Raw genomic sequence first — 21,353 nt, 5'->3', positions numbered from 1 at the left:
GCTAGTTCGCGAGTGACTCGCGCGCGGCTGCCACGACTGCATCCGTCGTGATTCCGAACTTCTCGAACAGCGTGACGTAGTCCGCCGAAGCGCCAAAGTGCTCGATCGAGACCGAGCGGCCGCGGTCGCCGACGTAGCGCTCCCAGCCGAGCGAGAGCCCTGCCTCGACACTCACCCTGGCGGTCACTGCTGCGGGCAGCACGCTCTCGCGGTACTCGTCGGTCTGCTCGGCGAACCACTCCAGCGACGGCGCGGAGACGACGCGCGCGCCGATACCTTCGGCCGCAAGCTGCTCGCGCGCCTCGACGGCGAGCTGCACCTCGGAGCCAGTCGCGATGAGGATCACGTCGAGCGATCCCGTCGCGCTGTCAGCAAGCACGTACGCGCCGCGGCGAACTCCTGCCGCCGCATCCTCGTGCGACGCGAACTCGCCGCCGCGGGGGAGCACGGGGACGTTCTGCCGAGTGAGAGCGATGCCTGTCGGGCCGGCATGGCGGGTGAGGATCTCGTGCCACGCGATCGAGACCTCATTCGCATCCGCAGGGCGAACCATCGTGAGGTTCGGGATCGCGCGGAGCGTCGCGAGCTGCTCGATCGGCTGGTGCGTGGGACCGTCCTCGCCAAGGGCGATCGAGTCGTGCGTCCAGACGAAGATGCTCGGCACGTTCATCAGCGCCGCCAGGCGAACGGCCGGGCGCATGTAGTCGCTGAAGATGAGGAAGGTGCCGCCGTAGCTGCGGGTCTTGCCGTGTAGCTGGATGCCGTTGAGGATCGAGCCCATCGCGTGCTCACGGATACCGAAGTGCAGGACGCGCCCGTACTTGTCACCGGACCAGGTGCTCGTCGAGTGGCTCGCGGGGACGAAGGACGGCACACCCGGGATCGTCGTGTTGTTCGAACCAGCGAGGTCTGCCGAACCGCCCCACAGCTCGGGCATAATCGGGCCGAGGGCCGCGAGAACCTTGCCGCTCGCCGAGCGGGTCGCGACGGACTCGCCGGGCTCGAAAGTCGGGAGGGCCTCGAGCGCGCCCTCGGGCAGCTCCTGAGCCTCAATGCGGTCGAACAGCGCCTTGCGCTCAGGGTTTTTCGCGGCCCAGGCGTCGAACGACTCCTGCCAGGTGTTGCGTCCGGCGGCGCCGCGCTCGACTGCCTTCCGAGAATGCTCGATGACCTCGGGCGCGACGGCGAAGTGCTCCGCAGGATCGAAGCCGAGCGCGGTCTTCAAACCGGCGAGTTCCTCCGCCCCAAGCTTGGCGCCGTGGATGCCACCGGTGTTCTGCTTACCGGGGGAGGGCCAGCCAATGATGGTTTTCAGGATGATGAGCGACGGCTTCGTCGTCTCTGCCTTCGCGGCCTCGAGAGCATCGTTCAGTTCAGCGACGTCCTCGACGTAGTTGCCTGTCTTCTTCCAGTCGACCTCGATGACCTGCCAGCCGTAGGACTCGTAGCGCATCGCGACGTCCTCGGAGAAGGAGATGTCGGTGTCGTCCTCGATCGAGATCTGGTTCGAGTCATAGATCGCAATGAGATTGCCGAGCTCCTGGTGGCCCGCGAGCGAGGAGGCTTCGGCGGTGACGCCCTCCTGGAGATCACCGTCGCCGGCGATGACGTAGATGTTGTGGTCGAACGGGCTCGTCCCGGGCGCGGCCTCGGGGTCGAACAGGCCCCGCTCGTAGCGCGCTGCGTACGCAAAGCCGACGGCAGACGCGAGGCCCTGCCCGAGGGGACCGGTGGTGATCTCGACGCCGTCGGTGTGCCCGTACTCGGGGTGGCCGGGAGTCTTTGAGCCCCACGTGCGGAGTGCCTTGAGGTCGTCAAGCTCGAGTCCGTAGCCACCGAGGTAGAGCTGCACGTACTGAGTGAGCGACGAGTGTCCGACCGAGAGGATGAACCGATCGCGACCGATCCACTTCGCGTCGCTCGGGTCGTGCCGCATGACCTTCTGGTGCAGGAGGTACGCGACGGGGGCGAGGCTGATCGCCGTCCCCGGGTGGCCGTTCCCAACCTTCTCAACGGCGTCCGCCGCGAGCACCCGCGCGGTGTCTACTGCGCGATCGTCGAGCTCTGTCCACTCAAGTCCGTTAGCCAATGGCCTGCCTTTCCCGCAACCAATCCTGTGCGCCTCGTGGCGCCGCACATGCGCCAAGCGCGCACTCTCATCAATCCTACCGATAGCCCAGGTACTATGGCCCCGATGTCTACGAAGATTTCTCCTCCTGCTCAGGCTTCGGACCAGCGCCAGGGGCGCTCGTTCTCTCGCACGGTGAAGGCGTACGTGTCGCTGACAAAGCCGCGTGTGATGGAACTCCTGCTCGTCGTGACAGTTCCGGCGATGATCCTCGCCGAGCGCGGCCTTCCCAATCTGTGGCTCGTCATCGCGACGCTCGTGGGTGGTGCGATGAGCGCAGGCTCAGCCGGGGCCTTTAACTGCTACATCGACCGCGACATGGATCGCAAGATGAAACGCACCCAGGGACGGCCCCTCGTGACCGGCGAGATCTCAGACCGTGGGGCGCTCGTGTTCGCGTGGGTGCTCGGCGTGTTGTCTGTCGGGTGGCTCTATCTCACGACGAACTGGCTTGCTGCAGCGCTCTCGGTCGCGGCGATCTTCTTCTACGTCGTGATCTACACGCTGGTGCTCAAGCGGCACAGCGAGCAGAACATCATCTGGGGCGGCATCGCGGGGTGTTTCCCGGTGCTCATCGGCTGGGCCGCAGTGACTGGCTCGCTCGACTGGCCGGCGTGGATCTTCTTCCTCGTCATTTTCCTTTGGACCCCAGCGCATTACTGGCCACTGTCAATGCGCTACCGCGACGACTACGCGGAGGCAGGGGTGCCGATGCTTGGGGTGGTTCGGGGGCGCACCACCGTCGGCCTGCAGGTGATCTTGTATGCCTGGGCGACAGTCGTGTCCAGCCTGCTCCTCATTCCGGCGGCCGAGATGGGGTGGACGTACTCGATTGGAGCGCTTATCGTTGGCGGGTACTTCATTGTTGAGGCCCACAGCCTGTACTCAAGCGCAATTCGCGGCCTGGAGGGCAAGCCGATGCGCGTGTTCCACGGGTCGATCGCCTACTTGTCAGTGCTGTCGATCCTTATCGCTGTCGACCCGCTGCTCCCGTTCTAGCCGCGCGTTTCCCCTCTAGTCCCGCTCCCGCGGGCCGAGAACACATCAACCTCTCGCGGCCACATCTTGGGTGAACGTTTCAAGATGTGTGCTCGAGAGGTTGATGTGTTGTTGCCGGCGCCTGCCGTGCGGGGAACCGCAAGAGTGCCGGGGTTGGCGCCTACTCTGCGACAGCCCCTTCGGCAACGGGGCGCTTGAGGCGCAACACCGTCACGGTCATGGTGGCAGCGGTGAGCGCCGCGAGCACCATGTGGATCCCAACGAAGACTGGCGGAAGCCCAGTGCGAGCCTGGTAGACCCCAACCAGGATCTGCACGACAAGCGCTGCAAGCAGCGTGAGCGTCCAGCTGAGCGGACGGAGCTTCTTCGAGTACGCCCAGGCGACAAGCGCGACCACGAGCGCCAGTGTCACATAGCCAGGCACCGAGTGCAGGTGGCTCAGGAATGTCGCGTCAAAGCCGTTTCGCACCACGTTCTCGTCGCCCGAGTGCGGGCCATTCGCGGTAGTGATGACCCCCATGATGATCACGACAGCCATCGCGAGGGTGGTGACGTGCGTGAGGATCGCGAAGCCCGCGGGAACCGCGCGCTCGCGGGTTCCGCCCACTTCATACATGCGTGCAAGGTATGCGGCAGCGATGCACACGATGATCAGTGACACCGTGTAGTGGAAGCCAACGAGAACCGCAGCGAGCTCCTCCCACACGATGAAGCCGCCAACCACAGCCTGCACGATCACAAGGCTTAGGACGAGCCACGACAGCACGAACAGGTCCTTGCGTTCCGCGCGGATACGCCAAGTGAGGATCACGACGGCAAGCCCCGCAAGCAAGAGGGGGCCGCTGATAGTCCGGTTCCCGAACTCAATGAGCGCGTGGTAGGTCAGCTCCTCCGTGGGAACAAGCGAACCGGGGGTGCAGAGGGGCCACTCGCTACAGCCCAGACCGGAGCCGGTGAGCCGAACGGCTCCGCCAGTTCCAATGATGAGCACGTTGAGCACAAATGAAGCCCAAGCAGCGAAGGGCAGGAATCGTGGCAGCTGGGTGCGAGCGGGACGGGTGACGGTCACGCTGGTTGCGCCTGACACGGGGTCTCCTTAACTTTTAAGCTCCCAGTGAAACACGCCAGTCTCGCCCGTTTTCATGCGAAAGCCTGTAGACTTAGAAGCTGTGGTTTAGTGCGGCTATGTGAAACGTCTGACGATTCGTCAGCTCGTCTCGTTTGTCCGACGCCCAGACTACTGCACCATCGCAGGGAACCATCCGAGAGCACTTGGGGACTTGGTTCTCGGTAGCGCGAAATGAGAGAGGGAGAGATCATGCCTGAGGTACTGATCGACCGCCCCGAGCTCGAAGGCCTTGGCCAATACGAGTTCGGCTGGCACGACAGCGACGAGGCCGGCGAAACGGCGAAGCGTGGACTGAGTGAAGAGGTGGTTCGCAACATCTCGGCGCTGAAAAACGAGCCCGAGTGGATGCTCGAACGCCGTCTGAAAGCGCTGCAAATCTTTGATCGCAAGCCGATGCCCACATGGGGTGCAGACCTCACTGAGATCGACTTCGACAACATCAAGTACTTCGTCCGCTCGACCGAGAAGCAGGCGACAACCTGGGAAGAGCTGCCCGACGAAATCAAGGAGACCTACGAACGTCTCGGCATCCCCGAGGCTGAGCGTCAGCGCCTCGTCGCGGGCGTCGCAGCGCAGTACGAGTCGGAGGTCGTCTACCACCAGATCCGTGAGGATCTCGAGGAGCAGGGCGTGCTCTTCCTTGACACGGACACCGCGCTCAAGGAGCACCCGGAGATCTTCAAGGAGTACTTCGGCACCGTCATCCCGTCGGGCGACAACAAGTTCGCCGCGCTGAACACCGCCGTATGGTCGGGCGGGTCGTTCGTCTACGTCCCGAAGGGCGTGCACGTCGAGATCCCGCTCCAGGCCTACTTCCGTATCAACACGGAGAACATGGGCCAGTTCGAGCGCACGCTCATCATCGCTGACGAAGACAGCTACGTCCACTACATCGAGGGTTGCACCGCCCCGATCTACAAGTCGGACTCGCTGCACTCGGCCGTTGTCGAGATCATCGTGAAGAAGAACGCCCGCGTTCGCTACACGACGATCCAGAACTGGTCGAGCAACGTATACAACCTCGTCACGAAGCGAGCAATCGCTGAGGCGGGCGCGACGATGGAATGGGTCGACGGCAACATCGGCTCGAAGTACACAATGAAGTACCCGTCGATCTTCCTCACGGGCGAGCACGCAAAGGGCGAGACGCTGTCTGTCGCGTTCGCTGGCCCCGGCCAGCACCAGGACACCGGCGCGAAGATGATTCACCTCGCGCCGCACACGAAGTCATCGATCCTTGCGAAGTCGATCGCTCGCGGCGGCGGCCGTTCGGGATACCGCGGCGAGGTCCGCATCGAGGCGAATGCACATCACGCCGCGAACTCGGTTGTGTGTGACGCACTGCTCGTCGACACGATCTCTCGCTCGGACACGTACCCGGCGATCGACATCCGCACCGACGACGCGACCCTTGCCCACGAGGCGACGGTCACCCGCGTGAGCGAAGAACAGCTGTTCTACCTCATGAGCCGTGGCCTGTCAGAGGAGGAGTCGATGGCGATGATCGTCCGCGGCTTCATTGAGCCCATCGCTCGCGAGCTCCCGATGGAGTACGCGCTCGAACTGAACAAACTCATCGAGATGAGCATGGAAGGATCCGTCGGTTAACGATGACTACGCTGCAAACTGAACAGCACGGTGCGAAAGCACACAGCGATGGTGACTGGGACAACCGCGCGCCTGTGCAGACCCGTTCGGACCGCCTGAAGTCCGCAAACCTTGCCGATTTCCCGGCGATCACCGGCCGCGAGGTCAACTGGAAGTTCACCCCTGTCGCCGAGATCGTGGCCCTTACCGGTGGCGATCTCGCGAACTCAAACTCGAAGCTCGAGGTCGCCAAGGCGGACGGCGTGGAGGTCACGAGCGTCGCGATGGACTCGGAGTTCGTCGGCCGCGCAGGCCTCCCCGAGGATCAGGCCGCCGCCAACGCCTGGGGTCAGGTTGGCACCGCACAGCGCATCCTGCTCACGAGCCAGGAGCACCAGACCGTCACCGTGAAGCGCAGCGCGCTCACGAGTGAGCCTGCCGCCGCGCACACCATCATCGAAGCTGCCCCGCAGTCCGACACCGTGGTGATCCTCGAGAACTCGGGCGACGCAAACCTCACGGAAACCGTCGAGATCGTCGTCGGTGACGGCGCGACCCTGAAGGTCGTCTCGATCCAGGAGTGGAACGACGACGCGATCCACGTCGCGACGCATAACGCGACAGTCGGGCGCGACGGCAACCTACAGCACATCGTTGTCTCGCTCGGCGGAAAGATCGTTCGCGTGAACCCGTCGATTCACCTCGACGGCCAGGGCGCGAACGGCGAGGCCTACGGCGCGTACTTCGCCGACTCGGGCCAGCACCTCGAGCATCAGGTGTACATCGACCACAACGCCCCGCACACTCGCAGCCGCGTCGCCTACAAGGGTGCGCTGCAGGGCGAGGGCGCGCGCGCAGTCTGGATCGGCGACGTGCTGATCCGCCGCGTCGCGACGGGCACCGACAGCTACGAGGAGAACCGCAACCTGACCCTCACCGAGGGCACGCGCGCGGACTCGATCCCGAACCTCGAGATCGAGACCGGCGACATCGAGGGCGCCGGCCACGCGTCGACGACCGGCCGATTCGACGAGGAGCACATCTTCTACCTCCAGAGCCGCGGCATCTCCGAGGACGAGGCTCGCAAGCTTGTCGTGCGCGGGTTCCTTATCGACGTCATCCAGCGCATCGGCAACGAGCAGATCGAGGAGCGCCTCCAGGCGGCGATCGAGTCCGAGCTCGAGCAGAGCGTGCTTGCGTAATGGCGCGACAGAAGGCGATTGCGCTCTCGGACCTCGTCCAGGATCAGGCCACCAGGGTCGTCCTTGACGGGGTGCCGATGGCGGTCGTGCTCGACGGCGAAGGCAAGGTGCACGCAATTGGTGACACCTGCACCCACGGAGAGATCAGCCTCTCCGAGGGCTTCGTTGACGGTGACACTCTCGAGTGCTGGGCGCATGGCTCAGCGTTCTCGCTGTGCACAGGCAAGCCACTGAACCTTCCGGCGTACGAGCCGGTTCCCGTTTACGTCGTCGAGATTGAAGACGGCGACATCTTTATTGACCCCACTGTTACGAAAGAGATTGAACTATGAGCTCCGTTCTCGAGATCAAGGACCTGCACGTCAGCGTTGAGACTGACCAGGGCGCTAAGGAAATCCTCAAGGGTGTGAACCTCACCCTGAAGCAGGGCGAGACCCACGCAATCATGGGCCCCAACGGCTCGGGCAAGTCAACCCTCGCCTACGCGATTGCCGGCCACCCGCGCTACGAGGTCACCAGCGGCTCGATCCTGCTCGACGGCGTCGAGGTCACCGAGATGGAGGTCGACGAGCGCGCGCAGGCAGGTCTGTTCCTCGCGATGCAGTACCCCGTCGAGATCCCCGGCGTGACCAACGCGAACTTCCTCCGCACAGCGAAGACCGCGATCGACGGCGAGGCGCCGGCCATCCGCAGCTGGATGGGTGAGGTCCGCGACGCTATGAAGAACCTGCGCATGGACGAGTCATTCGCGGCGCGTAACGTCAACGAGGGCTTCTCGGGCGGCGAGAAGAAGCGCAACGAGATCCTGCAGCTCGAGCTCCTGAAGCCGAAGTTCGCAGTGCTCGACGAGACCGACTCGGGTCTCGATGTTGACGCACTGAAGATCGTCTCGGAGGGCGTGAACCGCGCCAAGGATGCCACCGGTCTCGGTGTCATGCTCATCACGCACTACACGCGCATCCTTCGTTACATCAAGCCCGACTTCGTTCACGTGTTCGTCAATGGCCGCGTTGCAGAGCAGGGTGGCCCCGAGCTCGCAGACCGTCTTGAGGCAGAGGGTTACGACCGCTTCCTCGTTGACGCCTAAGTCAAAGGGCGTAGGCTACTCGTATGAGTGAAGAGACCACTACAGACGCGGGTACGGAGGCGGCGACTGCCGTCGCCTCGGCTCCCGTATCGATCGATCCTGATTTCCGGGAGCAGGCTGTCGAGGCGTTGAAGAACGTCTCCGACCCTGAGCTCGGTGTCAACATCGTCGACCTCGGCCTCATCTACGATCTTGCGTACGACGAGGAGAACGACGCGCTCGTCATTTCGATGACCCTCACGAGCGCGGGCTGCCCTCTCACCGACGTGATTGAGAACGATATCGCCGAGTCGCTTGACGGCCTCGTTGCTGCGTTCCGCATCAACTGGGTGTGGATGCCGCCGTGGACGCCGGCGCGTATCACGGATGACGGCCGTGAGATGATGCGGGCGCTCGGATTCAACATATAACGCCCCAGTGGGGCGTTGTTCCGAGCGCCCCGCCGAGCGGCGGCTCGGATTCAACATCTGATGCTCCGTGCGTGAAGCGGGTGCTGCTAGACCTTCGCGGTTCTGGCGGCACCCGCTTTCGTCATATCGGAGCGCTGCTCCGGCACGGGTTTCGCCCGCAGAGATGCGGCGTTACCGACTCGGGTAGACTGGATAGGTTGCCCTGCGAACGCCGGGCTGACTCAGTTCAGGAGCGTACCCCGTGATTGTTGTAGAAGACCTCGCCATCGACGTTGGCGCGCGCCGCCTTATGGGCGAGGTCTCATTCCGCGTACACCCGGGCGACAAGATCGGCCTCGTCGGGCGCAACGGCGCTGGCAAGACGACGCTGACGCGAACGCTGTCGGGGGAGCTGCAGCCCGCTGAGGGCTCAGTGAAGATCACGGGGGAGCTCGGATTCCTCCCGCAGGATCCGCGCACCGGCGATCCCGAGCAGCTCGCGCGGCACCGGATCCTTGATGCTCGCGGCCTCGGCACGCTGAACAAGAATATTGCGAAGGCCTCTGAGGAGATGGGGTCAGCCGACCCCAAGATCGCCGAGAAGGCGATGAAGCGCTTTGGCAACCTCACTGATAGGTTCCAGGCACTTGGCGGCTACGCCGCCGAGGCTGAGGCTGCGTCGATCTCCCACAACCTCGGCCTGCCCGACCGGATCCTCGACCAGCCCCTGAAGACGCTCTCGGGCGGCCAGCGCCGCCGAATCGAGCTCGCGCGGATCCTGTTCTCGGACGCCGACACCATGATTCTTGACGAGCCGACGAACCACCTCGACGCCGACTCGATCGTGTGGCTCCGCGAGTTCCTGAAGAACTACAAGGGCGGCCTCATCATCATCTCGCACGATATCGACCTCGTGGGGGAGACCGTCAACCGCGTCTTCTACCTCGACGCGAACCGGCAGGTCATCGACGTCTACAACATGGGCTGGAAACTGTACCAGCGGCAGCGCGCAGCAGACGAGGAGCGCCGCCGCAAGGAGCGTGCGAACGTCGAGAAGAAGGCGTCCGCCCTGAAGGATCAGGCCGCGCGCTTCGGCGCGAAGGCATCTAAGGCCGCGGCCGCGCACCAGATGGTCGCGCGCGCAGACAAGATGCTCGCGGGCCTCGAGGAGGAGCGCCAGGTTGATCGGGTCGCGAAGCTCCGCTTCCCGGACCCCGCGCCGTGCGGCAAGACACCGATCATGGCAGAGGGACTCTCGAAGTCGTTCGGATCGCTCGAGATCTTCGCAGGCGTCGACCTCGCGATCGACAGGGGATCGAAGGTCGTCATCCTCGGCCTCAACGGCGCGGGCAAGACGACGCTGTTGCGCATCCTCGCGCAGGTCGATGAGCCTGATACTGGCACGATCGTCGCGGGTCACGGCCTCAAAGTCGGGTACTACGCGCAGGAGCACGAGACGCTCGACGTGAAGGCGAGCGTGCTGCAGAACATGGTGTCCGTGTCGCAGCATCTCACCGAGACGGAGGCCCGCAAGGTGCTCGGTTCGTTCCTGTTCACAGGCGATGATGTGCTGAAGCCTGCTGGAGTTCTCTCAGGTGGCGAGAAGACCCGCCTCGCGCTCGCGAAGCTCGTCGTGTCGAGCGCGAACGTGCTGCTGCTCGACGAGCCGACGAACAACCTCGACCCGGCCAGCCGCCTCGAGATCCTCGACGCGCTCGCGCACTTCACCGGCGCGGTCGTACTCGTGTCGCACGACCCTGGCGCTGTCGAGGCCCTCAATCCTGAGCGCGTGCTCATCATGCCCGAGGGCACCGAAGATCACTGGTCGAAGGAGTACCTCGAGCTCATCGAGCTCGCTTAAGCTTCGCCGTCGGCGGCCGCGCGCTCTCGCGGCTCGCCGGGCGCATCGCCCCGGTTCTCCTCATCGCCCCGCTTCTCGGCGTCGGCCTTCGGGATCGGCCCGAGTCGGGTGATAACGTACGCTGCCCCGTCGGCCTGCATGCCGTTGTCATAGTAGGCGACGTGGCCGGCTTCCTCGACCGACAGCGTCGACTGACAGATGAAGTCGTCGTCGACACAGTAGTCACGCATGCGCCCCTCATACTGCGAAAAACTGCCGGGCGGGCGCGGGAGCAGCCCGTTCACGTCGGGGGAGAAACTGCCGTAACCCGTTGGGTCGGCGCCGACAAACCGAGGATTTCCGTAAAGCACAATTGCGAGCACACGGTCGGCGGCGGCTTCGGTCACCTCGCCCACGGTTGCGCCGACGAGCCGTGCGTCGGGGGCCGCGAGTGCGTCCCCAATCACGAGCGCTCCCTGCGAGTAGCCGAGCAGGATCGTTCGCTGCTCCGGACACGCCTTCGCCTGCACATTCAGGGTATCAATGAGCGTCCGGGCGCCGAGCGTCGCCCCGGCGTTGATCTCGGTATCCGCGGGATAGTCGAGATCGAGCCGCAGCGTCTCGTCGGGGCGCGCCTCCTCAATGGCCCGCGCCACGGGACCGAGGAGTTGCTTGCGGCTTGGCTCGCCCGTGCCGCGGGCCGTGACGATGAGGTAAGGCGTGCAGTCGAGGGGCTCGACAATCGGGTCTGGGTGTTCGCTCGCGCTGTACTCGTCGACGACGTCGGGGGCGACGGGCTCCGAAGTGACTTCGGTGAGGGCGTCGCGCGTTGCTGCCGGATCGGGCTCGGGCGCGCAACCGACAAGCAGGGTGAGGGAGGCGAGCGCGACGCCTGCGGCGACGCCGGCGCCAACTCTGCGACGACGCGAACGGGCGACGCCACTGCTCGGAGACCTGTGCTCGCTAGGCATCGAGCAGCGCATCCTCCACGTCCGCGTCGCTCGGGCCGCGCCGCCGCTTGCGTGCGTGCGACTTCTCTTCCATCTCGCGCACCTCGTCGCTGCCCGCGTTGAGTCCCTTGTACTCCTGCCGGGCGGCATAGGCGACACCGATGGCGGCGATGATGATGAACACATACCACTGGAGCGCGTATGACAGATGCGGGCCCTCGTCGCGTTCCGGCTTCGGCGGGAGGACGCCGTGCTCAGCGGCGGGCGTCTCGGACACGAGCATGCCGTACGCGCCTGAGTACACCTCACCCTGCACTTCGGTCACCTCGGCGATCTCCGGGACGTTGATGCTTGCGACCGTCCGGCCGGCCGAGCTGCGGCCGTCAACTTCGGGTTCGCTCGCGCGGAGCCGGGTCACGACCTCGACGGTGCCAGCCGGGGGCTGCGGCAGCGTCGCGAACGCGTCGTCGATGTCGGTACCGCTTGCGGGGACCCAGCCGCGATCGACGAAGAAGACCTTCCCGTCGGTCGTGCGGAACGGAACGATGATGTCGGCCCCTACGCCCTCGGGGCCCGGACGGTTACGTGAAAGCACCGCCGAGTCCTCGTAGCTGCCTTCGAGCATGACGGTCAGCCACTTGTGCTCGTCGATGTCGAAACCTGACGGGTTGGGCAGGGCTTCGGCGATCGGGACGGGATCGGCGCCGTAGTTGCGGTCGATCCGCGAGATCTCGTCGCGGGCCTGCGCCCGGCGATCAAACTGCCAGTTGCCAAGGTACACGCACGCGATGGCGAAGGCAACGAGCAGCGCAAAGTACCCGATCCAACGCTTCGAATGCAGGAAGGACCAGCCAACGCGGGCCTCAGTCATCGAGCTCTCCTACGGTCAAGACCTGCAGCGGGAAGCTCCGGTCAGTGAGAAATGCGGCAAGGACCTCTCGGTGTTCGTCGCACGCGAGCCAAGTCTTCCGGCGATCCTGGGTGTGAATCTTCGGGTTGCGCCAGATGAGTGCCCACGTCGCCTCGTCGCGGCAACCCGCCCGAGAGCACGTGTGTTTGTGCTCGAGGGGCGCCCCGAGGCTCAGGCCAGAGAGTGTCACGCTGTCTCCTCCTCGGAGAGGTGTTGGGCGTTGGCCGGGCGAGGTGACGACCGCCGAACGGGGTCGACGTCGACGATCAAGAGTTCGCTTGCCGCCTGCGTCGGCGCTTGTGGGGTTTCTTCGACATTGAGCGAGGACAGTGGGAGCGGGTCTGGCGCGGCGACAGTTTCTTCCCCGCCATGCGCGACCGCGTTGCCAACCATCACCGCGAACCAGGGGAGCACTATCGCACCGACGACAGGAAAGACGAGCCACCAGCCTGTTACCCAGAAGAGCGAGAGCACGCACGCAAGCCTGAGCGTCATCGCAATAAAGTACATCTTCATGCGGTGAGCTCGATCCTCGGTCGGGTTCACCCCGGCCGAAGTCACCCTGTAGCTCGGCGTTTCGCCGCTCTTTCTTGGCATCGACTCCCTCATTCACGACATCGTTCAGTTTACGTCGTCGGCGCGTGTGCTGCCTGAGGATCGCCGGAGTCTCGAGACCGCGGAGAATGCGCAATTCGCTAGGCTGATCCTCATGAACGCAAGCATCACTCCACGTACCGTCCTCATCACCGGTGGCAACCGAGGCATTGGCTTCGCTATCGCTGAGCGGATGATCGCAGACGGCCATCGCGTGGCAGTCACCTCTCGCTCAGGGGAGGGCCCGGAGGGCGCGCTCACCGTGCGCGCAGAGATGACGGATTCGGCCTCGATCGACAAGGCATTCACCGAGGTCGAGGAGAAGCTTGGTGCCGTCGAGGTCGTCGTCGCGAACGCTGGCATCACCCGTGACACGCTGCTCCTGCGCATGTCTGAGGAGGACTTCACCGAGGTCATCGACACGAATCTCACCGGAACCTTCCGCGTGGTGAAGCGCGCCTCGAAGGGCCTTCTCAAGCAGCGTTTCGGCCGCGTGATCCTGATCTCCTCTGTCGTCGGCCTCTACGGCTCCGCCGGCCAGATCAATTACTCCTCGTCGAAGGCAGCGCTCGTCGGCTTCGCCCGCTCGCTGACCCGCGAACTCGGTGGTCGCGGCATCACCGCGAACGTCATCGCACCCGGATTCATTGACACCGACATGACTGCTGTGCTTCCCGAGGCCCAGCAGCAGCAGTACCTCGCGTCGATTCCGGCTGCGCGGTTCGGCCAGGTCGCCGAGATCGCTGGGGCAGCCTCGTTCCTCGCCGGCGATGACGCTGCCTACATTTCGGGTGCGGTCATCCCCGTCGACGGCGGCCTCGGAATGGGCCACTAGCTCCGGGCTCGCGTTGCCTACGTCAGGCGGTCCAGCAGTTGGATCGCCTGACTCAGGTCGCCCTCAATCGAGACATCGGCCTGCTGCGAAACAATCGGCTTCGCGTTGTAGCCGACACCGACCTCGGCGACAGCCATCATCCGCAAATCATTCGCGCCGTCGCCGATCGCGACTGTTGCCGAGAGCGGGATCCCGCTCGTCTCCGCCCATTCCGCAAGCGCAACTGCCTTTGCCTCCGCATCGATGACGGGCCCAACAGTTCGACCGGTGAGCTTACCGTCTGCGACCTCAAGCCGGTTTGCCCGCCAGAAGTCGAGACCGAGATCCTCAGCAAGCGGGTCGAGCACCTCGTGGAAACCGCCAGACACCACACCAACCTTGCCGCCACGCTCGTGCACCGCCGCGATGAGCTCCCGGATCCCAGGGGAGAGGCGCACCCGCGCGTACGCCTGAGCAAACACTGTCTCAGGCGTTCCGCTCAGTGTCGCCACGCGCTCAGCGAGGCTCTCGGCGAAGTCAAGCTCGCCGCGCATCGCGCGCTCAGTCACCTCTGCGACGAGTTCGCGTGTGCCTGCCGCGTCGGCGAGGAGCTCAATGACCTCGTCTTGAATGGTCGTGGAATCGCAGTCGAGAACGACGAGTGGGGTAACGCTCATGGCACCAGTCTAGAGATAGGCTTGGGGTCATGACGACCGTGCTGAGCCTCACCGACGCGAGCTACATCCGCAATCGCCGACCGATTCTTGACAGTGTGAACTGGCAGGTCGACGACAGTGAGCGGTGGGTCATCCTTGGCCCGAACGGCGCAGGCAAGACGACGATCTTGAAGCTCGTCACCGCGAACGATTTCCCGACGACAGGCACCGTCGACGTGCTCGGGCATCGCCTCGGCAAGGTCGACATCTTCGAGTTGCGCGCCCGCCTGGGATTCGTGTCGAGCGCGACCGCGAGGCGCATCCCCCCGAACGAGATTGTGCGCGACGTCGTACTCACTGCCGCGTACTCGGTCGAGGGGCGCTGGAACGAAGAGTACGACGCGATCGACGTGCGCCAGGCGGATCGCGTGCTCGCGGAGTGGGATCTGCTTGAACTCGCCGATCAGCCGTTCGGGACGCTCTCTGATGGTGAGCGGAAGCGCACCCTTATTGCGCGCGCCGTGATGACCGATCCTGAACTGCTGCTGCTCGACGAGCCGAGCGCGAGCCTCGACCTCGGCGCCCGCGAGCGCCTGCTGCAGATGCTTTCTGGCTTCGCGCAGTCGCCGTACTCTCCGGCAATGGTAATGGTGACGCATCACGTCGAGGAGATCCCGCCCGGGTTCACCCACGTCATGCTCGTGAACGACGGCAAGGTACAGGCAGCCGGTCCGATCGGCGAGACCCTGACAGCAGCGAACCTCGAAGCCACGTTTGGCATGGAGTTTGAGCTCACAGAGTCCGCAGGCCGGTACTCAGCCAAGGCTCGCGCCGCAGGTAGCTAGCCACTTTTTCTCCCGACACGCGGGAACGAACACCCTCCAAGGTCGGCACCAGCCAGTTCGATCTGCTAATATTGATCCTTGGTGCGGTGACGCCGCAAGACTTCAGCGTTCGGCCATTCCGCCGAAACAGCGAGACGCAACATTATCGAAGGACAGTCATGAAGACCGAGATTCACCCCGAGTACAACGCCATCGTGTTCCGCGACCTTGCGTCGGGGGAGACCTTCCTCACGCGTTCGACCCTCACGAGCGACAAGACCATCGAGCTCGACGGCGCTACCTACCCGGTGCTCGACGTTGAAATCTCGAGCGCCTCGCACCCGTTCTACACGGGCAAGCAGCGCATCATGGACTCGGCCGGCCGTGTCGAGAAGTTCAACCAGCGCTTCAAGGCGTTCGGCGCGTAAGCAGCCAGAATCCGCGAAAGGGCGGGCGATCCTCTTATGGATCGCCCGCCCTTTCGCTATGCGTGAGGCGGCGTTGGCATTGTCTGCGCCGCCTCACCAGCTACCCCCGAACCGGCCACGCCCCGTCGGCAACGAAGTTCGGATCGCGAACGCGGCGCATGTACTCCTGAAAGTTCTCAGCCTGCGCCCGTGCCCAGGTTGCCTGGGCGGCATGGAGCGCCTCGAGGTCATCAGGAAGCGTCGTCGCGTACTTGCGAGCGAGCTGCTGCATGACTTTCCCTGACGCGATCGCGTCTTCGCCAGCGTCGTGGGCGTTACCGAGCTCAACGCCGTAGTGCTCAGCCACGGCAACGAGCGTGCGCTTGCCCTTTCGAAAGCGGTCGAGCTGCTTATCAATGATGAGTGGATCGAGCACGGGTGAAACCACGGCTCCAGGCACGCCGTAGCGCCGCTGCTCGGCAGCGAGCAACGACAGGTCGTATGGCGCGTTGTAGACGACGAGAGGGAGGCCGCGCTCGATGAACTGCGCGATGCGCTCAGTGATCTGGGCGATCCCAACACCCGCGTCGATTCCACTCGATCGCGCAACGTCGGTGGTGATGCCGTGCACGCGCACCGCGGAGTCCGGAATCTCGACGCCCGGGTTCAAAAGCCAGTCATAGCGCTCCGAAATCTCGCCGTTCTCGCCGAGGATCGCGAGCGTCGCGCTGACGATACGTGAAGTGTCGGTCTCGACACCCGTCGTCTCGGTATCGAAGACCGCAAGCTGCGCCGCCCAGAGGGGGAGTGAGTCGTTCACTGTGATCCTTTCGCCTGTGTACCGATAGTAGCGAGGCTTGCCCCGTGCGCGACAGCCGCACGCGCCCCCGGGAGAGGCGGGTGACGCTGCGCGCGCTCCTTCGGCGTGTGCAGAAGAGTGCCAGCCGGCGCCCGGTAGCATCGACTCTGTGCCAGAACACCCGCCCCATCTCATACCTACTCTCGGCGTCGATACCCGAGACTGGATATTTGGCGACCCCGCAGGACAACCAGTCATCCTCGTACATGGGTTTCGCGGTGACCACCACGGCCTCCAAGGCATCGCTGAGGGACTTGCCGCCTTGGCTCCGCAGTTCGCCTTCCATGTTCCAGACCTGCCCGGCTTCGGCGAGACACCGGCGCTCCCGGGTCGCACACACGACCTCGCCGCGTTTGGCGATTGGCTCGTCGCGTTCAGTCAAGAAGTCGCACCGGCAGGCGCGATCATTCTCGGACACTCTTTCGGTTCGCTCGTGGTGAGTTCAGCGCTCGCTCGGGGCGCTGACTCAGCCCGCACGATCCTGATCAATCCGATCTCATCACCGGCGCTTGAGGGGCCTCAGGCCGCCCTGACCCAGCTCGCGATCGCGTATTACCGCGCCGCTAGCGCGCTGCCCGAGCGCGCGGCGAAGAGTCTGCTCGGCAACAAACTGATCGTTCGCGGGATGAGCGAGGTCATGGCGAAGACTCGCGACCGTGAGCTACGCGCCTGGATTCACAACCAGCATGACATGTACTTCTCGTCGTTCTCAGACTCGCGCACGCTTCTCGAGGCGTTCCGCGCCTCCGTCTCGCACACGGTGCCTGAACACGCCGAAGCGTACGCGATGCCCACACTCATCATTGCAGGGGAGAAGGACGACATCACCCCGCTTTCAAAACAGCTCGACCTCCAGAGGATGATTCCTGGCGCAGAGCTCCTCATCTTGCCGGGCACTGGCCATCTCGTGCACTACGAGGCGGTCGCCGACACAGTCGCGCGAATCGCACAGTTCCTGCAGGCCGCCCCTGCTACAGCCCCGGAGACTACCGCGTGAGAATCGTTCATATCGACGACATTGCTGCCCCCGAACTCGCCGATTTCACTCAGCTCACTGACGTCGCGCTCCGGCGCGTCCGCGAACCTGCTGAAGGCCTCTACCTTGCCGAGTCGCCGAAAGTAATCGAGCGAGCGGTGCGGGTCGGGCATCGACCCCGCGCGCTTCTCATGGTCGCCGAGTGGCTCGAGCGGGTTGGACCGCTGCTCGAGGCCTACCCTGACGTGCCCGTCTACGTCGGCAAACCCGAACAGCTCGAACAGCTCACAGGCTTCAATATGCACCGTGGGGCAATTGCATCAATGCATCGCCCAGCGCCGCTCGACCCGGCCGAGCTACTGCGCGCTTCGTCCCGGGTCGTCGTGCTCGAAGACCTCGCCGATCATACAAACGTTGGTGCTGTCTTCAGGTCGGCAGCTGCACTCGGCGCAGATGCGGTCTTGCTCACGCCCGGATGTGCCGACCCGCTCTACAGGCGCGCCGTTCGCGTGAGCATGGGGGCCGTGCTGCAGGTTCCGTGGGCGCGTCTCCCAGACTGGCGCGAGGCGGGCCCACTGTTTCGCGAGCTCGGCTACGACCTGACTGCATTCGCCCTGCGGGACGACGCCGAGGATCTCGCTGAGTTCGTTGAGGATCTCCCTGACCGCCTCGCAATCATGTTCGGCACCGAGGGCCCAGGGCTTTCACGACGTGCGCTCGCGTCGTCCGCTCGAACTGTTCTCATTCCCATGGAACACGGAGTCGATTCGCTGAACGTCGCGACCGCCGCTGCGCTAGCTATGTGGGCGGTACGCACGGGGGACCAGCGTGCCCGACGCAGGCCGGCCGCAGGGGCCGAGGTCGCCACCCCTGCGAGGCTCCATCACGGAGCCACCGCGTGAGCATCCCGATTGCGTCGAACGCCCATAGGCGGCTCCGGGTCGTGTGGATCCTGCTGTTCTGGCTCACCGTCGGAGCCGCTGCCTACATCTTCGGCGTGCTGAGTTCGACGGGTCAAGCGGTCGAGGATCACGTGCTCGCCGGTTCTGAGTTCAACACCCATCCGCCGGCACCCCTGAGCCTCGTGTCACCGTTCTCGATCGGCGTCGCGCTCGTGGCCCTTGGGCTTGTCGCGCTGTGGGTCCATGGCATCGCGCGTGCCCTCACGGTCACACTGGTGCCGGCAGTCGCGATCGTTGCATCGCAGCTCCTGAAATCAGAGGTACTCGGCAGGCCCGACTTCCTCACGCTGGCAGCTGAAAACACATTCCCAAGTGGGCACATGACAGTGTTTGCAACGGTAGTTGGGGCGGCGGTCTTCGCACTGCCTCGGCGTATCCAGGCGATTGCAGCCGTCGGGGGAGCGGTGCTACTCAGCGTTGTGAGCTGGCAGCTGCTTGCATTCGGCTGGCACCGCCCAAGCGACGTGCTCGGTGCACTCGCCCTTGCCGGGGCAGGCTTCGCAGCTGTCACCTTGCTCACTCCGCTGCAACGCCCACCGGGGGTGTGGCTGCTTCGCACCGCGTCTGTTGGGCTCGCCCTCGCCGGCTGGCTTGCCGCGGGTGTCGCCATTGTGCTCACGCTGCTCGCCTGGCAGTCTGGCAGTACAGACATGATGCTCAACGCCGGCCAGTCCGGGTGCATTGGCCTGTCGCTGCTTGCCGCTCACTCGCTGCTGCGGCTCGCGGTGCTCGCACACTCACCGAAAGGGGGATAGCCACCCGTGGAGCCTTTCGTGTTGCAGGGGAGTGGACTCACCCTGAACGAGCTGAGACCAGCCGATGCGCCTGACGTCGCGCGGTACTGCGCAGATCCCATCTTTGAAGAGTTCATGGCCACACCGTGGCCGTACACGCTCGCCGATGCCGAGTCGTTCATCACCGAGTACGCGCCAGCGGCCTGGGCGAGCAACTCGGAGTGGACGTGGGCGATTCGCACGACGCCTGAGGGCCCGGTTTTGGGGGTGATCGGGATACGGTTGCCGAGCGGCATGCTCGGTTACTGGCTGGGGGAACCGCATCGCGGGCGCGGGATTATGTCAGCTTGTGTGGATCTCGTCGTAGCCGCCACCTTTGCGAGAACCGACGTGGAAGCGGTGCTGTGGGAGGCGAGGGTCGGAAACTTTGGCTCGCTTCGCACGATAGCGCGGAGCGGCTTCACGCTGACGGGCGAGGCGATCGGCGCGATTCCTGGCCGGGCCGGTGAACCCGTACCCTCGTGGACCGCGCGGCTGGACAGGCATGCAGAGCAGGCTCAAGATCCTGCATGAGGTGTGCGCACAGCGCTCATGGGTGAGCTCGAACGCACGCCCGCGCAAGCCTAGGCACAGTGAGCGCGCGAGACTTCGTGTACGCGGACTGAGTGCAGCGAGGATCCGAAACTACGAGCCCACGGCCTGAGATCTGCAATATCAATCACTGGAGGACGCAGATCCGGCATTCACAATGTGGATCTTAAAGCTCTGCGTCGACGCCACTCCGCATAATCCGCGATAATCTATATTATGTCAGCTCATGCATTCGAGGGGTGCCCTCTCCGTCGATCTCCACCCTCCAACGTGCCTGTGGGCGAACGCCCGCGCATTCACAACTGACGCCCGTCACACCAAGCCGCCAAGCGCAGTCACAAGCCCCACCGCAGCCCCAAGCAGCACGACGCTCCATGGCGGAGCCTTGGCACACAGCATCACAAATGCCAACACCGCCAGGAGAACTGTCCAGGTACTCGTGAGCCCTCCCGTCGCGACTGGATGAACGAGTGCCGCCGCAAGGATCCCGACCACAGCGACACTCGCGCCCCGCACCGCGGCGCTGAAGTGCTGGCGCCGCTGAAGCGCTTCCCAGAACGGCAGTACGCCAACAAGCAGCAGGAAGCCTGGCGTGAAAATTGCAAGAACGGCAATGACTCCGCCGGCCACTCCCCCCGGCCCAGCTTCCGCGAGTACCCCCAGGTACGCTGCAACGCTAAACATCGGCCCGGGAACCGCTTGCGCCAAGCTGTAGCCTGCGAGGAAGTCCTCGGGCGAGAGCCAGCCCGACTGGACGGTCCCCGCCTCGAGGAGCGGAAGTACGGCGTGCCCACCACCGAAGACGAACGCGCCCGCGCGCGAGAACGTGTCGACGAGGGCCGCCGCCCCGCTCCCCTGGGCTCCATGGAGTGCCGGCGCCGCGAGGAGCAACACCAGCAGGAGCATAAGCGTGGTAATCCCCGCCCCCACTGAAACCACACCGCGAATAGGTCGACGACTCGAACCCAGTTTTTGACGCGTCGCCACTTCCTCGTCAGGCCCTGCTGCGACAGCAGACAGAGCGATTTCCCGCGCCGTAACCCCCCGAAAGAGAAACGTCCCGACGATCGCGCCTAGGGCAATGAGCGCCGGCTGGATCAGCGCACCACCTTCGCCGAGCAGGCCGCCACACACAAGCGCGACGAGCGCGACCACACTGGCGAGTCCCGCGGCCACCCACCCAACAATCAAACTCCGCCCCATACCCAAAACTGCATGTGCAACGACGGCGACGGATACAGCCATGAGCCCCGAGACGATTCCTCCTGAGATCGTCCCTTCCAGGACTTGCACACCATACGCGAAGACAATCATCACCGCGGCCGAGGGCAGCGTGAATCCCGCGAACGCGGCCAACGCACCTACACCGCCAGCTCTGCGAAGTCCGATCGCGAAGCCGAGCTGACTCGAGGCCGGGCCCGGCAGCGCTTGACACAACGCGACGAGCTCGCCAAACGCGTGAGCTGAGAGCCACCTTCTCCGCTCGACGAACTCCGTGTGAAAGTAGCCGATGTGTGCGGTGGGGCCACCAAACGAGACGAGGCCGAGCCGAAGGAATACCGCGAATACCTCTGCCGACGAAAGAAGGCGTCCACCGATAACCGCTCGACTCGCTTTAGCCATGGCTCAGCTCCCCATCCGTTTTCTACCCGGGCACACGCGAAGCGCCTGTCCAGGCCTCCAGGACATTGCACCCAACGTGCACACAGTTTCGC

Annotated in this window: 23 protein-coding genes; 14 read left to right on the top strand and 9 right to left on the bottom strand. The window is 64.5% G+C overall.

Going from position 1 to position 21,353, the window contains the following annotated elements; all coding sequences use genetic code 11:
• Position 1: 1 nt before the first annotated feature.
• On the bottom strand, positions 2–2,089 hold the full coding sequence (tkt, locus tag KI794_RS07705) for a transketolase (RefSeq protein ID WP_119283768.1): 2,088 nt from the start codon (positions 2,087–2,089) through the stop codon (positions 2–4).
• A gap of 105 nt (positions 2,090–2,194) precedes the next feature.
• Between tkt and KI794_RS07700 the strand changes: the two genes are divergently transcribed.
• A complete protein-coding gene (locus tag KI794_RS07700) occupies positions 2,195–3,127 on the top strand; it encodes a heme o synthase (protein ID WP_255809676.1) in 933 nt (310 codons plus the stop codon).
• Positions 3,128–3,287: 160 nt separating this feature from the next.
• On the opposite strand, the gene KI794_RS07695 is transcribed toward KI794_RS07700, so the two are convergent.
• The gene (locus KI794_RS07695) at positions 3,288–4,214 is read right to left on the bottom strand and encodes a COX15/CtaA family protein (protein WP_255809675.1); all 927 of its coding nucleotides are present in this window, start codon (positions 4,212–4,214) and stop codon (positions 3,288–3,290) included.
• Between the two features lie 231 nt (positions 4,215–4,445).
• Here KI794_RS07695 and sufB point away from each other — a divergent pair, with 231 nt between their 5' ends.
• The 6 genes from sufB (at position 4,446) to KI794_RS07665 (ending at position 10,382) form a co-directional block, all read left to right on the top strand.
• A complete protein-coding gene (gene sufB / locus KI794_RS07690; RefSeq protein WP_119283766.1) occupies positions 4,446–5,864 on the top strand; it encodes a Fe-S cluster assembly protein SufB in 1,419 nt (472 codons plus the stop codon).
• A 2-nt stretch (positions 5,865–5,866) separates the two neighbouring features.
• On the top strand, positions 5,867–7,045 hold the full coding sequence (gene sufD, locus KI794_RS07685; RefSeq protein ID WP_255809674.1) for a Fe-S cluster assembly protein SufD: 1,179 nt from the start codon (positions 5,867–5,869) through the stop codon (positions 7,043–7,045).
• Complete coding sequence (locus KI794_RS07680) at positions 7,045–7,377, top strand: non-heme iron oxygenase ferredoxin subunit (RefSeq protein ID WP_119283764.1); 333 nt, start codon at positions 7,045–7,047, stop codon at positions 7,375–7,377. Before sufD ends, KI794_RS07680 begins: the two co-directional genes overlap by 1 nt.
• Positions 7,374–8,132, top strand: a complete 759-nt coding sequence (sufC, locus tag KI794_RS07675) for a Fe-S cluster assembly ATPase SufC (protein ID WP_119283763.1) — start codon at positions 7,374–7,376, stop codon at positions 8,130–8,132. The genes KI794_RS07680 and sufC overlap by 4 nt, the downstream gene beginning before the upstream one ends.
• A 23-nt stretch (positions 8,133–8,155) precedes the next feature.
• Entirely contained in the window at positions 8,156–8,542 is a 387-nt protein-coding gene (locus KI794_RS07670) for a metal-sulfur cluster assembly factor (RefSeq protein WP_255809673.1), read from the top strand.
• Between the two features lie 241 nt (positions 8,543–8,783).
• Positions 8,784–10,382 (top strand): ABC-F family ATP-binding cassette domain-containing protein, encoded by a 1,599-nt coding sequence (locus KI794_RS07665; RefSeq protein WP_304941403.1) that lies wholly within the window; start codon positions 8,784–8,786, stop codon positions 10,380–10,382.
• On the opposite strand, the gene KI794_RS07660 is transcribed toward KI794_RS07665, so the two are convergent.
• From KI794_RS07660 to KI794_RS07645, 4 genes are read right to left on the bottom strand one after another with little or no spacing between them, the layout of a single operon-like run.
• A complete protein-coding gene (locus KI794_RS07660; protein ID WP_119283761.1) occupies positions 10,379–11,332 on the bottom strand; it encodes a cutinase family protein in 954 nt (317 codons plus the stop codon). The genes KI794_RS07665 and KI794_RS07660 overlap by 4 nt on opposite strands.
• Positions 11,325–12,182 (bottom strand): SURF1 family cytochrome oxidase biogenesis protein, encoded by an 858-nt coding sequence (locus KI794_RS07655; protein WP_255809672.1) that lies wholly within the window; start codon positions 12,180–12,182, stop codon positions 11,325–11,327. Before KI794_RS07655 ends, KI794_RS07660 begins: the two co-directional genes overlap by 8 nt.
• Positions 12,175–12,411 (bottom strand): hypothetical protein, encoded by a 237-nt coding sequence (locus KI794_RS07650; protein ID WP_255809671.1) that lies wholly within the window; start codon positions 12,409–12,411, stop codon positions 12,175–12,177. Before KI794_RS07650 ends, KI794_RS07655 begins: the two co-directional genes overlap by 8 nt.
• Positions 12,408–12,818 carry a DUF3099 domain-containing protein gene (locus KI794_RS07645; protein WP_255809670.1) on the bottom strand — a complete coding sequence of 137 codons (411 nt, stop codon included), beginning with the start codon at positions 12,816–12,818 and terminating at the stop codon, positions 12,408–12,410. Before KI794_RS07645 ends, KI794_RS07650 begins: the two co-directional genes overlap by 4 nt.
• Before the next feature lie 112 nt (positions 12,819–12,930).
• On the opposite strand from KI794_RS07645, the gene fabG reads away from it, so the two are divergent.
• Positions 12,931–13,650: a 3-oxoacyl-ACP reductase FabG gene (fabG, locus tag KI794_RS07640; protein ID WP_119283759.1), complete on the top strand. Its 720-nt coding sequence runs from the start codon at positions 12,931–12,933 to the stop codon at positions 13,648–13,650.
• Positions 13,651–13,667: 17 nt separating this feature from the next.
• On the opposite strand, the gene serB is transcribed toward fabG, so the two are convergent.
• Entirely contained in the window at positions 13,668–14,306 is a 639-nt protein-coding gene (gene serB / locus KI794_RS07635; RefSeq protein WP_119283758.1) for a phosphoserine phosphatase SerB, read from the bottom strand.
• Positions 14,307–14,335: 29 nt separating this feature from the next.
• On the opposite strand from serB, the gene KI794_RS07630 reads away from it, so the two are divergent.
• The gene (locus KI794_RS07630) at positions 14,336–15,130 is read left to right on the top strand and encodes an ABC transporter ATP-binding protein (protein ID WP_119283757.1); all 795 of its coding nucleotides are present in this window, start codon (positions 14,336–14,338) and stop codon (positions 15,128–15,130) included.
• A 158-nt stretch (positions 15,131–15,288) separates the two neighbouring features.
• The gene (locus tag KI794_RS07625; RefSeq protein ID WP_121071938.1) at positions 15,289–15,537 is read left to right on the top strand and encodes a type B 50S ribosomal protein L31; all 249 of its coding nucleotides are present in this window, start codon (positions 15,289–15,291) and stop codon (positions 15,535–15,537) included.
• Between the two features lie 100 nt (positions 15,538–15,637).
• Here KI794_RS07625 and KI794_RS07620 read toward each other — a convergent pair whose 3' ends face one another.
• Positions 15,638–16,336 (bottom strand): exonuclease domain-containing protein, encoded by a 699-nt coding sequence (locus KI794_RS07620; protein WP_119279600.1) that lies wholly within the window; start codon positions 16,334–16,336, stop codon positions 15,638–15,640.
• Between the two features lie 148 nt (positions 16,337–16,484).
• On the opposite strand from KI794_RS07620, the gene KI794_RS07615 reads away from it, so the two are divergent.
• From KI794_RS07615 to KI794_RS07600, 4 genes are read left to right on the top strand one after another with little or no spacing between them, the layout of a single operon-like run.
• Positions 16,485–17,372, top strand: coding sequence for an alpha/beta fold hydrolase (locus tag KI794_RS07615; protein ID WP_255809669.1), 888 nt, complete (start codon positions 16,485–16,487; stop codon positions 17,370–17,372).
• Positions 17,369–18,253, top strand: coding sequence for a TrmH family RNA methyltransferase (locus tag KI794_RS07610; protein ID WP_255809668.1), 885 nt, complete (start codon positions 17,369–17,371; stop codon positions 18,251–18,253). The genes KI794_RS07615 and KI794_RS07610 overlap by 4 nt, the downstream gene beginning before the upstream one ends.
• Entirely contained in the window at positions 18,250–19,068 is an 819-nt protein-coding gene (locus tag KI794_RS07605) for a phosphatase PAP2 family protein (RefSeq protein ID WP_255809667.1), read from the top strand. The genes KI794_RS07610 and KI794_RS07605 overlap by 4 nt, the downstream gene beginning before the upstream one ends.
• A gap of 18 nt (positions 19,069–19,086) precedes the next feature.
• Positions 19,087–19,620: a GNAT family N-acetyltransferase gene (locus tag KI794_RS07600; RefSeq protein ID WP_255809666.1), complete on the top strand. Its 534-nt coding sequence runs from the start codon at positions 19,087–19,089 to the stop codon at positions 19,618–19,620.
• Between the two features lie 330 nt (positions 19,621–19,950).
• On the opposite strand, the gene chrA is transcribed toward KI794_RS07600, so the two are convergent.
• A complete protein-coding gene (gene chrA / locus KI794_RS07595) occupies positions 19,951–21,261 on the bottom strand; it encodes a chromate efflux transporter (RefSeq protein WP_255809665.1) in 1,311 nt (436 codons plus the stop codon).
• Between the last annotated feature and the right edge of the window lie 92 nt (positions 21,262–21,353).

The sequence above is a fragment of the Leucobacter aridicollis genome (assembly GCF_024399335.1).
GTDB lineage: Bacteria > Actinomycetota > Actinomycetes > Actinomycetales > Microbacteriaceae > Leucobacter > Leucobacter aridicollis_A.
Note: the sequence above shows the minus strand (reverse complement) of the source record. Positions and strands in the feature narration are given on the sequence as shown.